The organism is Fictibacillus sp. 7GRE50 (assembly GCF_015903875.1).
In the GTDB taxonomy this organism is placed as follows: domain Bacteria; phylum Bacillota; class Bacilli; order Bacillales; family Fictibacillaceae; genus Fictibacillus; species Fictibacillus phosphorivorans.
This window is the reverse complement of record NZ_JACZDW010000001.1, coordinates 21820-34798: the sequence shown is the minus strand read 5'-3', so window position 1 is coordinate 34798 and position 12979 is coordinate 21820. Positions and strand designations below refer to the sequence as shown.

Sequence of the window (12979 nt, the reverse complement as noted above, 5' to 3'; positions counted from 1 at the left end):
GGTTTCCACCTCAGTTTTAATAAAATAGTTGTATCTAGTTTAAATCTATGTAAATATAGGTGTCAAGACACGTGTAAAGTTGAGGTGTTTTGTGTATATGAAACATAAAGAGGCAGATGTTCTAATTATCGGCGGAGGAATCGCTGGTTTGATGGCTGCTGAATATTTAAGTTCGCATAAGAATGTGATAGTTATCACAAAGTTTTCTGCAGAAAAATCAAATTCGTTTTTAGCTCAAGGTGGAATTTCTGCAGCAATAGATGAAGAGGACTCTTGGGCAGAGCACTTTTTAGATACGCTAAAGGCTGGGCGCCATCATAATGATCAAGAGGCGGTCAAACAACTTGTGAAAGAAGGCGAAAGTGTCGTTCGTACTCTTACAGAGTGGGGAGTGAACTTTGACAGACACGAGAACGGTTCTTTTATCTTAGGTAAAGAAGGCGGACATAATCGGAATCGCATCGTTCATGCTGGAGGAGATCAGACAGGTAAGAAAGTGATTGAAGCCTTAATACGAAGAGTAAGTAAAAACGTTAAGATCGTCACTCACCAATATGCAGTGGACTTAATTATTCAAGATCATAAATGTATCGGTGTATCTTGTAAAGATGATGAAAATCAAACCACTATCTTTCAAGCGAAAAATACCATATTGGCAGGTGGTGGATATGCAGGGATATATGGAACGACTTCTAATGCATTCGGATCGGATGGGAGCGTTCTATGCATGGCGTACCGGGCAGGTGTTGAACTCTCGGACTTAGAGTTTGTTCAATTCCACCCAACCCTACTATCAGATAGAGTGCCAGCAGGATTGATTACTGAAGCGGTGCGAGGACAAGGTGGAATATTGATCAATTCAAGTGGAGTTCCTTTTATGAAGGATGTGCATCCGTTAAAAGACCTTGCACCAAGAGATATCGTATCGAGGAGACTGTTTCAAGAGATTCATGAACACGGCGAGAAGGTGTTCTTAGATATATCTTCGATTAAAGATTTTAGAAGTAAATTTCCTGGAGTAACAATGCTTTGCGAGAATGCTGGTATCGATTTAGATAAAGGGCTGATTCCAGTATCTCCTGGTGCTCATTTTACGATGGGTGGAATCGTTACAGATCAAAGCGGTAAGACCTCGTTGAGAGGGCTTTATGCGGTTGGAGAGTGTGCGAATACAGGTGTACATGGTGCAAATCGATTAGCGAGTAATTCTCTCCTTGAAGGAGCTGTATTTGCAAAAAAGGTGGCAAACAGTATTCTTTCATCAGAGATAACGGATATGAAGCCTGCGACTTTTAAGAGAAAGAAAAATCTTGAACATAAATCAATACAGATTGACGGTCTCTTGCAAGAAAGCGAGATTCATCTTCTTATGGATAAATACGCGGGAATCGTCAGGAGTAAAAAAGAATTGATGAGTGCCGCAAAAACCCTAAACCTACCTTCATGGAGACCTGATCTGATCAAAGAACCACTACCTGTTATCAAGAGGTTCAATATGCAAACAATCGCATGGTTGACGGTAACAAGTTGTCTTAAGCGTGAAGAAAGCAGAGGCAGCCATTATCGAAAAGATTTTCCATCCCAGAAAAAAGAGTGGGACTCAAAAAAAATTATAAGGAGTTTGTGGCATGATGAATCCATTATTGCTGAAAAAACAGCTGCAGGAATTTTTAATTGAAGATATTGGATCTGGAGACTTGTCAGTGTCTCTCTTTGAAGATCATACAGAAGTGACCGCCACCATTATAGCCAAAGAAAATGGTGTATTTGCAGGTGGACAAATCTTGTCTATAGGGTATGAGTTGATAGATAGAACCGTGCAAACGAGCATTTTCGTAAACGAAGGAGAACAGTTTGAGGCAGGAGCAGTGTTAGCTGAGATAACAGGTAGAAGACAAAGTGTTTTATCTGGTGAAAGAGTAATCCTGAATCTTTTGCAGCGGCTCTCAGGTATAGCGACGATAACAGCTAAAGCAGTTTCTTATTGTGAAGGTGGAACTCGTATTTGTGATACACGAAAAACGACACCGGGTCTTAGGATGTTTGAGAAGTATGCAGTTCGATGTGGAGGAGGATACAACCACAGGTTCGGGCTGTACGATACGGTAATGTTAAAGGATAACCATTTAGCAGGATTTCCTTCTATTAAGGAAGCGGTTGAAACGGCGCGTAAAAAGTGTGGACACACCGTGAAGATAGAAGTTGAAACAGAGACGGAAGAACAAGTGATCGAAGCGGTCTTAGCTGGAGCAGACATAATCATGTTTGATAACTGCAGTCCTGAAGAGATCAAACAAAGACTTACGCATGTACCTTCGAGTATTATAACCGAAGCTTCTGGTGGAATTGCTCCCGATGAGATCAAGGAATATAGTCGAGCAGGTGTTGATTATATTTCTCTCGGTTACTTAACTCACTCTTATAAAGCGCTGGATATTAGCATGAATGTTAAAGGAGTTGTAAAACATGAGTTTACTAAAAACTTTTTCTAAAACAAATACATTACCAGATCGATATAGCTCTATGTCAGTTGAAGAGATGGAAGCTAGGGTTCACGAGATTAAAAGCAGTTTAGGTACGCGTTTATTCCTCCCAGCCCATCATTATCAAAAAGATGAAATCGTTCAATTCGCAGATGTTACAGGTGATTCTCTTCAGCTTGCCAAAATTTCAGCAGAGAACAAAGATGCTGATTTTATCGTATTCTGTGGTGTTCATTTTATGGCCGAAACAGCTGACATGTTGAGCACTGACAACCAAACTGTAATTCTTCCAGATTTGAAAGCTGGTTGTTCTATGGCGGATATGGCGAATATTCATCAAACAGAAAGAGCTTGGATCGAACTTCAAAAGCTCTTTGGTGATACGATTCTGCCATTGACTTATGTGAACTCAACAGCGGAGATAAAAGCATTTTGTGGAAAAAATGGTGGTGCTACAGTTACTTCTTCAAATGCTAAAGAGATGGTAAGCTGGGCTTTTGATCAAAAAGAGAGATTACTTTTTCTCCCTGATCAGCATCTTGGGAGAAACACCGCTTTTGATCTAGGGATACCACTTGAAGATATGGCGATCTGGGATCCGATTTCAAACAAATTAATCTATGATGGAACGAACATCGACCAAATCAAAGTGATTCTTTGGAAGGGGCATTGTTCAGTCCATGAAAAGTTTACAGTAGAACAGATTGCCGACTTCAGAGAGAACCATTCGGAGTTCCAAATTATTGTTCATCCAGAATGTACGCATGAAGTTGTAAGAGCTAGTGATTTGAACGGATCTACACATTTTATTATTGAGACGATCAAACATGCAGAACCAGGAACAAGCTGGGCTGTAGGAACTGAAATGAATCTTGTAAACCGGTTAGCTCAACAGTTCAGTGACAAGAAAATCGTCTCATTAAACCCTCATCTATGCCCTTGCCTTACGATGAACCGAATTGATCTGCCACATCTGCTGTGGTCGCTAGAAAATATTATTGATGGAAACCTTGAAAACGTAATTAAGGTAGATGAAGAAACAAAAAAATATGCAATCACAGCATTGAACCGAATGATGTAGTGTTTCTCCCCCTGTCATAACCTTCTTTTATGAGGCATAAATTGATAAAGGAATAATGTCACTTCTAATACGATGTAGCAATATGCCCAAATGTTCATATACTGTAAGGAAATTTGGCAGGAGGGAGTTTTGCAGCGTGAGAATACACATTGTGCAAAAAGGGGACACACTCGACAAAATTGCTGAAAAATACGATGTACCAGTGAATGAATTAAGAAAAGCAAATCCGGGTTTCTCCAAAACAGATGTAATTGAACGGGGGGAAAAGATTAAAATCCCGATCAAGATGCCTGGTATGAAGAAAGAACAGCCTATTGTACCGGTTAAAGAAAAACCGGTTGCACCTGTACAAGAGGCTCCGAAGCCGGCACCGGTTAAGCCTGCTCCAAAGAAACCAGCTCCAATAAAACAAGAAAAGAAACCAGCTCCAATGAAGCCGGCGCCATTAAAACCTGCACCAACCAAGATGGAAAAGAAAGATGCACCAATGAAGAAAGACGCACCAATGAAAAAAGATGTTCCAATGAAAAAAGATATGCCAATGAAAAAAGATGTACCTATGTTAAAAGATCAACCGATGAAAGCACCGATGAAGCAGCCCATGGCCCCTATTCATGACAAGGACTTTGCAGGGATGGTGGAGTCGTCAAATCTTGGACATTATGTGCCAATGGGGTACCCAAATCAACAACCAAACATAGCGAACATGCCAAATATGGCAAATCAACCAAACATAGCGAACATGCCAAATATGGCGAATCAACCAAACATGGCAAACCAGCCGAACGTGGCGAGCAAGCATGGGATCTATGCAGGAAAAGATGGCTATGCGCCAAATAAACATCCATTTTTGATGGAAGAATCATCTGGAATGATGCAGAACATGTATGGTTCTATGCCGCCAATGTTTCCAAAACCACAAACCTATTCTCAAATGCCACAGGGATATGGAATGATGCCTCCACAAGGGTTCAGCGGAATGCCTCAACTCTATGGTGGCGGATATCCACAAAGTGGGCAACAAGGTGGAGGTGGCATGCAGCAAGGAGGATCTATGCCTTTTGGTGAATATCCTGATTCTGATATGGACCAGATGCCTTCAGGAGAATACACACCTGGTGGGCAACAACAAGGTATGCAGGATATGCAAATGGGTATGCAACAGCCAGGTTCAATGAGCATGATGCCTATGGGTATGCCGCAAGGATTTAGCGGAATGCCGCAGATGGGTCAAATGGGAATGGGTATGATGCCACAAGGCGGCGGAATGCCGGGAATGACCCAGATGGGTATGATGCCACAAGGTGGAGGAATGCCACAGATGGGTCAGATGGGTATGATGCCACAAGGCGGTGGAATGCCACAGATGGGTCAGATGGGTATGATGCCACAAGGCGGCGGAATGCCACAGATGGGTCAGATGGGTATGATGCCACAAGGCGGCGGAATGCCGGGAATGGGTCAGATGGGTATGATGCCACAAGGCGGTGGAATGCCACAGATGGGTCAGATGGGTATGATGCCACAAGGCGGAGGAATGCCGCAGATGGGTCAGATGGGTATGATGCCACAAGGTGGAGGAATGCCACAGATGGGTCAGATGGGCATGATGCCACAGGGTGGAGGAATGCCACAGATGGGTCAGATGGGCATGATGCCACAGGGTGGAGGAATGCCAGGAATGCCTCAACAGATGCAACAAGGTATGCCAAACCCATATTCACAAGCACAATCTCGTGAAATAGATGAGAATGTTACGGAAGAAACGGAAGAAGATGAATAGGGACGTAAGGGACGATTTCCAAGGGGATCGTCTTTTTTTGAAAAAGATGAATGAACTGGGGCTTGAAGTGATCGACTTTGGCTTTTTTCGAGAGAACGTTATCTGGATTAAGACTAAACAAGGTAAATATGTTTTAAAAGGTTTTAACAGATCAGAAACCTGTAACAAGCAATTAAAGCTTTCAAAACTGTATCATGGACAAAAGCCAAGAATTATGGGTACTTATACGGTATTTCCAAATCAGAAAAAAACAGTTCAATTCGGGAAATATATTTGGGCGATCATGCCATTCTATAAAGGAGAAGGTCTTCATTTTGGTAAAAAAGACGACGTTAAAGCGGGGATAGATGCAATCAGTCGTTTTCATTCTTTTTCAAAGCATATACCAGATCCCTTATATGAACAGCTGACTTCGTACTCATTATTTAAAAAGTGGAGTGACAGACTTGATGCTTTTAAATTTCATGCAAGATCAGCAAATTGGAATCATCAGATGCGTCCTTTAATTTCAGAAATAATCATGTGGGGAGAATGGAGTTTAAACCACTTTGATCATGAAGCTGTTGAAAAGCTAGAGAAAAAAGCGTACAAGAAAAAAGAGATCACACATGGGGATGTTGCTCCGCATAATTTTGTGAAACATAAAGAAAAAGATACGTATCTGATTGATTTTGATCTTTTTGCAGCAGTTCCTCAAGCATTTGACTGGTTACAGTACGCCAATCGTATCTTACCGTTTTGGCATTGGTCGTATGAAAAGATGGAAGAGGTAGGGAATGAAGATTTCTTAAAATGGTTTACCAAAAGATGGTTTGTGATAAGTCTGGTATTTCCCACGGATCTCTATCGAGAATGGAATAGGGCCCTTAAAACGGGGGACAAGGAAATGATTGATGCCGTTACAAGATTTACATTGCGTGATTTTTCCCACAGGAAAAAATTTGTTGAAAAAATAATGAAGAGGATGAGTTAACGATCATCCTACATTTAACAGATTATTTAGAGCCTTCTTCTGCCAAGCTAATGGTGAAAGGAGGTTTTTCCATTGAACTTTTTAGGGAAATCACTTACTGTAACAATCCTAGCTGTAGGTCTTGTAGGCTGTAATGGTGTAAATGAATCTCAGGATAAGAATGACAACGACGTTCGACCGATTGGATACTACTCCAATGAGGGAGATAATCGTGGTGATCTTGACCGTGGTAAGGGATTCATTTCTGATATGGCTGATCGAGATGTAAATGATCATACTGCCACTTACCATGAAGATTATGATGGTAAACTTGCTGAACGAATTGCGAAAAATGTCAACGACATCCGGGGTGTAGACGATGCTCACGTTATTCTTGAGGATAACAACGTCATTGTAGGAATAGACACGGATAAAAAGAAGAAGGCCGAACTAACTAACAAAGTTAGAGAGATCACTTCTAAATTGGCACCAAATCGTGATGTGAAAATTGTAGCTGATCAAAATATGGTTAACCGCATTGAGAACGTTGATAACGATCTGCGAGATGGCCGTGCTTACACGGAAGTTGAATCAGATGTTCGCGGAATCAGCAACGATATCGTAAATGCCGGCAGTGACCTTGGAAATGCGATAAAACGTCCTTTCGAAAACAACCGCTAGTATGAAAGAACTGTCAGAAGTTGAATCAACTTTTGAACAGTTCTTTTTTTACTGTGAATTTAATTACTTAAGTGGAGCGTATGTATAGTGGTCCACCGTAGAAAGCGGGTAGCTTTGGAAATTTAAAAGGCAACATCGAATTTCGTAAACAGCTTTTAAATAAGGTATGTCATATGATGCTTTTAAAGAAATCAAATTCACTTTTTATAAGGAATTAAGGGGGAGCCTATGATACAATAAGCAATAGAAACATACGCTCGTGTTTAGCGTTAGGGAGAGAAGAATTTGATTGAAAGCATTTCTGGAAATATAGATTACATAACGGCAGAATATATTGTTATCAACAATAATGGAATCGGATATAAGATTTTATGTCCAAATCCTTTTATTTATAGATTGAACGATCAAAAAACGGTATATACGTATCAATATGTTCGTGAGGATATACTGGCACTTTATGGTTTTAAAAATAGAAAAGAACGCGACTTGTTCTTAAAACTATTGAACGTGTCTGGAATCGGTCCAAAGGGAGCGTTAGCGATCGTTGCCTTCGGTCAACCTGAGCAAGTCGTCAATGCGATCGAACAGGAAGATGAAAAGTTCCTTACGAAATTTCCTGGTGTAGGAAAGAAGACCGCACGTCAGATGATCTTGGATCTGAAAGGTAAGATCTCAATCTTTGCAGATGTAGAGTTCACGGATGGACTATTCGCAGATATGGAACCAGAGAGTGATGAACTTGACGAAGCACTTGAGGCTCTTGCAGTCTTAGGATATGGCAGAAAAGAAATCCAAAAAATTCTTCCGGATCTGAAAAAAGAAAAGATGTCAGCAAACGAATATGTTAAAGCGGCATTAAAGAAGTTAATGAATTCATAAGGACGTGAGGATGTATGGAAGAGAGAATTGTTTCTTCAGAGGAACGTCAAGATGAAGCAAATATCGAGTTAAGCCTGCGCCCTGAACTATTAGACGAGTATATTGGACAAACCTCCGTAAAGGACAATTTGCGGATATTTATTAAAGCTGCAAAACTTCGCAACGAACCTCTTGATCATGTCCTGTTGTACGGACCTCCTGGTTTAGGGAAGACAACGTTGGGAGCGATCATTGCAAACGAGATGGAAGTTAACTTGAGGACAACAAGCGGACCAGCTATTGAACGGCCTGGGGACTTGGCAGCAATCCTAACTTCGTTAGAACCAGGTGATGTATTATTTATCGATGAAATTCATCGATTGTCCCGTGCCATAGAAGAGATTTTATATTCGGCAATGGAGGACTTTTGCTTAGATATCGTAATCGGGAAAGGAGAGGTTGCAAGGTCTGTGAGACTAGACTTGCCTCCTTTCACATTGATTGGTGCGACTACAAGAGCGGGTTCTTTATCGGCTCCTCTCCGAGATCGTTTCGGCGTGCTCGCAAGGCTAGAATATTATAAGCCGGATGAGTTAGGTGAGATCGTAAGGCGTACAGGTGATGTCTTTGGGGTAAGAGTAGATGATCTATCAGCAGAAGAGATTGCGAGAAGATCAAGAGGTACACCGAGGATCGCAAACCGATTGTTACGTCGAGTGAGGGATTTTGTGCAGGTTGAAGGCAAGGATACGATTTCTTTGCCGATCTGCCAAAAAGCCTTGGAGCTTCTGCAAGTAGACCGTTTAGGTTTAGACCATATTGACCATAAATTATTACTAGGGATCATTCACACGTATAAAGGCGGTCCTGTAGGTCTAGAAACCATTTCGGCTACAATAGGTGAAGAATCCATGACGATTGAAGATGTATATGAGCCATATCTTCTTCAGATTGGCTTTTTACAACGTACTCCACGCGGACGAATGGTAACAGAACAGGCCTACCATTATTTTGGACTGGAGGCTTCCACAGATTGAACAAACTGTTAATCGTTGCAGGAATCGTTCTCATTATTATAGGATTAGTAGGGACGTATATAGGTAAACTTCCTGGAGATATGGTATGGAAAAAAGGAAACACAACTGTCTATTTTCCAATCGTGACGTCCATTATCGTTAGTATTGTACTTTCCTTGATCTTCATGGTCATAGGTCGATTTAAATAGAAAGTTATGCAACTCTGTTCTTGAAGTGGTTGATTTCCACTCCCGGTTGCTCGCTATCCAATCAACTTGTCATGAAGAATGGAGCAAAGGTTACTTAGAAAAGTGCTAAATAGAAAGCAGGAATACATGACATGAACGTAAATGATTTTGATTTCCATCTGCCTGAGGAACTAATTGCGCAAACGCCGCTTGAGAACCGCACTTCCTCACGACTGATGGTCTTAGATAGATCACAAGAAACACTTGAACATAAGCATTTTTATGACTTAAAAAATTATTTGAAAGCAGGAGACTGTCTTGTTTTAAATGACACGCGTGTTCTTCCGGCAAGGCTTTTTGGGCAAAAGTCGGAAACAGGCGGAAAAGTTGAAGTGCTTCTATTAAAAGAAGAAGGCAACGATACTTGGGAAACACTAGTTAAGCCAGCAAAAAGAATAAAACTTGGAACGGAAATTTCATTTGGAGATGGCCGATTAAAAGCAGTTTGTACGGGTGAGAGTGACCATGGTGGCAGACAGCTGAAGTTTATTTATGATGGCATTTTTTACGAACTTCTAGATGATCTAGGTCAGATGCCACTTCCGCCCTATATTAAGGAACAGTTAGAGGAGAAGGACCGTTACCAAACTGTCTACGCTGTACATCAAGGCTCTGCAGCGGCTCCAACGGCGGGATTGCATTTTACGACAGAATTAATCGAAGAGATCAAATCTATGGGTGTACATGTTACGTTTATTACTCTTCACGTCGGTTTAGGTACGTTTCGCCCTGTTAGTGTAGAAAATGTTCTAGAACATGACATGCATGCAGAATTTTATCAAGTAACAAAAGGAACAGCTGAACTTTTAAATGGGGTTAAAGAGGCCGGTGGAAGAATTATTACCGTTGGAACGACGAGTACACGAACACTTGAAACGGTAGCTAACAAATTCGACGGCAAGTTTAAAGAAGATTCAGGTTGGACAGATATCTTTATCTATCCTGGTTATACGTTTAAAGCGATCGATGGATTGATCACCAATTTCCATCTTCCAAAATCAACATTAATCATGTTGGTGAGCGCATTAGCCTCAAAAGATTTCGTTTTAAGAGCATATCATGAAGCCGTCGAAGAAAAGTATCGCTTTTTCAGTTTCGGTGACGCGATGCTTATACTTTAAGGGGGATATATTTTAAGATGAAACCAGCAGTAACGTATGAATTAATAAAAACGTGTAAACAATCAGGTGCAAGATTAGGGAAAGTTCATACTCCGCACGGAACATTTGAAACACCTATCTTCATGCCGGTAGGAACATTAGCAACAGTAAAAACAATGAGTCCAGAAGAACTAAAAGAACTTGGAGCAGAGATCATTCTGAGCAATACGTATCACCTATGGTTGCGACCTGGACATGATATCGTAAAAGAAGCTGGTGGACTTCATAAATTTATGAATTGGGATCGTCCGATACTTACAGATTCAGGAGGCTTTCAAGTCTTTTCTTTAAGTGATCTGAGAGAGATTAAAGAAGAGGGTGTTCACTTCAGAAACCACCTTAGCGGTGAAAAGCTTTTCTTAAGCCCTGAAGGAGCAATGGAGATTCAAAACGCTCTAGGTTCTGATATTATGATGGCGTTCGATGAGTGTCCGCCATATCCTGCAGAATTTGATTACATGAAAGCGTCTGTAGAACGTACAAGCCGTTGGGCTGAACGATGCTTAAAAGGACATGCTAGACCTGAAGATCAAGCCCTTTTTGGTATCGTGCAAGGTGGAGAATACGAAGAGCTTCGAAAACAGAGTGCGCAAGATCTTGTATCGCTCGATTTCCCGGGTTATGCAGTTGGAGGCCTATCAGTAGGTGAACCAAAAGATGTGATGAACCGTGTCTTAGATTTCACAACTCCACATCTTCCAGAAAACAAACCACGTTATCTGATGGGCGTAGGCTCTCCTGATTCGCTAATCGATGGGGCGATTCGCGGGATCGACATGTTTGACTGTGTATTGCCGACTCGTATCGCTAGAAATGGAACATGTATGACGAGTGAAGGAAGGCTAGTGGTTCGTAATGCGAAGTATGCACGCGATTTCCGTCCGATCGACGAAAAATGTGACTGTCACGTATGCCGAACATACTCTAGAGCTTATATTCGTCACCTTGTAAAAGCGAACGAAACATTTGGTTTCCGATTAACAAGTTACCATAACCTTTATTTTTTGGTAAACTTAATGAAGCAAGTAAGACAAGCGATCATGGAAGACAGACTTCTTGACTTTAGAAATGAATTCTTTGAAATGTATGGATTCAATAAACCGAACGCGCGTAATTTCTAAAATGTACAATCCATTTTTAACTTATAGAAAGGGGTGAATTAGTATGGGAAACCTTGGAGGAATATTACCGATTATCTTGATGTTTGCGATTTTTTATTTTCTATTGATCAGACCGCAACAAAAAAGACAAAAAGCGGTTCGTGAGATGCAGTCTAACCTTAAAAAAGGCGACAAAGTTGTAACGATCGGTGGATTACACGGAACACTTGATAGCATCGATGATGACATCGCTGTTATCCGTTCGAACGATGGAGCAAAGTTAACTTTCGATCGTAATGCGATCCGTGAAGTAAAAGAAGAAGCAGCACTATAACAAAAAGACCCGTTCATACGGGTCTTATTTATATGTTTGTTTATGACTGCTTAAGTTCACTCCCATAATTCCACCGATGATCGCTAATAAAAGAAAAAGAGCATGATACATATACTGAGATGAGTTGAACGTACTTTGGTAGCCTAAGTATTGAACAAGAAAAACAATAAAAGAAAACAAAAGACTTGTACCGCCACCTAACAACCAACCTTTACTCTGTCCTTTCTTTCCAGATATCATTCCACCTATAAACAATGATAAAAAAGAAAGACCCACTGTTACCCATTTCAACGACGCTTCAGTCAATCCTGTAAACCGCAACAATAGTGAGAGTACTAAACTGCAGAGCATGATCATTAGTAGAACTGCAATCAAACCCCGTCCCATAGAAGAAGCCATATGTTTAATCCCCATCCTTGATCCTCCTTATCCCTAGAAGCTTTCTATATACTTTATTCAGACACCGAAAAAAATAGAAGTACAAGCAAGCATTTTCCCTTTCGTTTCCATTGGTTTATATTTGGCAAAACCTGCGTAACATGTTTTTTCATATCTGTGCCACACTAACAAATGGAATGATCAGAGAACGTATTATGGAAGGAGGGGAATCGTGGAACTGTATACGATTATTTTCAGAACGCTTTTTATCTATTTTTTAATCATGGTGATCTTCAGACTGATGGGTAAGCGCGAGATGGGACAATTATCGATCATTGACTTTGTTGTTTCAATCATGATCGCAGAGTTAGCTGTTATCTCAATCGAAGACCCTACGATTCCCATGCTGAATTCCCTCGTATCCATTTTTGTATTGCTTAGCATCCAGCTCATATTAGCACTCGTTTCACTGAAGAGCAGGAGGATGAGAGAAATCGTAGACGGTAAACCTTCTTTAATCATTAAAGAAGGACAAGTGGATGAACATGAGATGAAAAAACAGAGATATAACTTTGATGACCTTTTAACACAATTGCGCGAGAAAAATATTAGAAGCTTGAATGAAGTTGAATTTGGAATTTTAGAAACAACAGGCAAGCTCTCAATTATTAAAAAAGAGGCTGATTCTGAAAATATACCGATTCAAATGGTTCTGCCTCTTATTTTGGACGGGAAAATTTTAGAAGATAATCTTGAAAAGTTGGACAAGACAACGTTTTGGTTAAGGCAAGAGTTAAAAAAAGTAGGGTTTAAAGAAATAAAAAATATTTCGTTCTGTACACTTAATGAGGATGGAACACTGTATGTCGACGAATTAAATAGCAAAAAATAAAACAGCCGATCAG

The 12979-nt window shown here is 40.6% G+C and carries 14 protein-coding genes; 13 read left to right on the top strand and 1 reads right to left on the bottom strand.

Translation table 11 applies throughout. The annotated features are described in order from the left end of the window. Positions 1-97: 97 nt before the first annotated feature. The 12 genes from nadB (at position 98) to yajC (ending at position 11696) form a co-directional block, all read left to right on the top strand. Positions 98-1678: an L-aspartate oxidase gene (nadB, locus tag IHV12_RS00160; protein ID WP_197131279.1), complete on the top strand. Its 1581-nt coding sequence runs from the start codon at positions 98-100 to the stop codon at positions 1676-1678. After that, the gene (nadC, locus tag IHV12_RS00155; protein ID WP_197190321.1) at positions 1632-2492 is read left to right on the top strand and encodes a carboxylating nicotinate-nucleotide diphosphorylase; all 861 of its coding nucleotides are present in this window, start codon (positions 1632-1634) and stop codon (positions 2490-2492) included. The genes nadB and nadC overlap by 47 nt, the downstream gene beginning before the upstream one ends. After that, positions 2467-3564, top strand: coding sequence for a quinolinate synthase NadA (gene nadA, locus IHV12_RS00150; RefSeq protein WP_197131277.1), 1098 nt, complete (start codon positions 2467-2469; stop codon positions 3562-3564). The genes nadC and nadA overlap by 26 nt, the downstream gene beginning before the upstream one ends. Positions 3565-3700: 136 nt before the next feature. After that, positions 3701-5347: a LysM peptidoglycan-binding domain-containing protein gene (locus IHV12_RS00145; RefSeq protein WP_197189520.1), complete on the top strand. Its 1647-nt coding sequence runs from the start codon at positions 3701-3703 to the stop codon at positions 5345-5347. 46 nt (positions 5348-5393) lie between these two features. Further along, on the top strand, positions 5394-6320 hold the full coding sequence (locus IHV12_RS00140; RefSeq protein WP_231620648.1) for a phosphotransferase: 927 nt from the start codon (positions 5394-5396) through the stop codon (positions 6318-6320). Positions 6321-6392: 72 nt separating this feature from the next. Then, positions 6393-6980 carry a YhcN/YlaJ family sporulation lipoprotein gene (locus tag IHV12_RS00135; protein WP_197131271.1) on the top strand — a complete coding sequence of 196 codons (588 nt, stop codon included), beginning with the start codon at positions 6393-6395 and terminating at the stop codon, positions 6978-6980. 285 nt (positions 6981-7265) lie between these two features. Continuing rightward, positions 7266-7859, top strand: a complete 594-nt coding sequence (ruvA, locus tag IHV12_RS00130; protein ID WP_197189518.1) for a Holliday junction branch migration protein RuvA — start codon at positions 7266-7268, stop codon at positions 7857-7859. Positions 7860-7873: 14 nt separating this feature from the next. Then, positions 7874-8875, top strand: coding sequence for a Holliday junction branch migration DNA helicase RuvB (ruvB, locus tag IHV12_RS00125; protein WP_197189517.1), 1002 nt, complete (start codon positions 7874-7876; stop codon positions 8873-8875). Then, positions 8872-9063 carry a DUF2905 domain-containing protein gene (locus IHV12_RS00120; RefSeq protein WP_197189516.1) on the top strand — a complete coding sequence of 64 codons (192 nt, stop codon included), beginning with the start codon at positions 8872-8874 and terminating at the stop codon, positions 9061-9063. Before ruvB ends, IHV12_RS00120 begins: the two co-directional genes overlap by 4 nt. Before the next feature lie 131 nt (positions 9064-9194). Beyond that, positions 9195-10223: a tRNA preQ1(34) S-adenosylmethionine ribosyltransferase-isomerase QueA gene (queA, locus tag IHV12_RS00115; protein ID WP_197189515.1), complete on the top strand. Its 1029-nt coding sequence runs from the start codon at positions 9195-9197 to the stop codon at positions 10221-10223. 17 nt (positions 10224-10240) lie between these two features. Further along, complete coding sequence (gene tgt, locus IHV12_RS00110) at positions 10241-11383, top strand: tRNA guanosine(34) transglycosylase Tgt (protein ID WP_197189514.1); 1143 nt, start codon at positions 10241-10243, stop codon at positions 11381-11383. 43 nt (positions 11384-11426) lie between these two features. Next, positions 11427-11696, top strand: coding sequence for a preprotein translocase subunit YajC (gene yajC, locus IHV12_RS00105; protein ID WP_197131260.1), 270 nt, complete (start codon positions 11427-11429; stop codon positions 11694-11696). A gap of 24 nt (positions 11697-11720) precedes the next feature. On the opposite strand, the gene IHV12_RS00100 is transcribed toward yajC, so the two are convergent. Then, positions 11721-12110: a TIGR04086 family membrane protein gene (locus tag IHV12_RS00100; protein WP_231618360.1), complete on the bottom strand. Its 390-nt coding sequence runs from the start codon at positions 12108-12110 to the stop codon at positions 11721-11723. A 196-nt stretch (positions 12111-12306) separates the two neighbouring features. Between IHV12_RS00100 and IHV12_RS00095 the strand changes: the two genes are divergently transcribed. After that, the gene (locus IHV12_RS00095) at positions 12307-12966 is read left to right on the top strand and encodes a DUF421 domain-containing protein (RefSeq protein ID WP_197131257.1); all 660 of its coding nucleotides are present in this window, start codon (positions 12307-12309) and stop codon (positions 12964-12966) included. Positions 12967-12979: the final 13 nt, after the last annotated feature.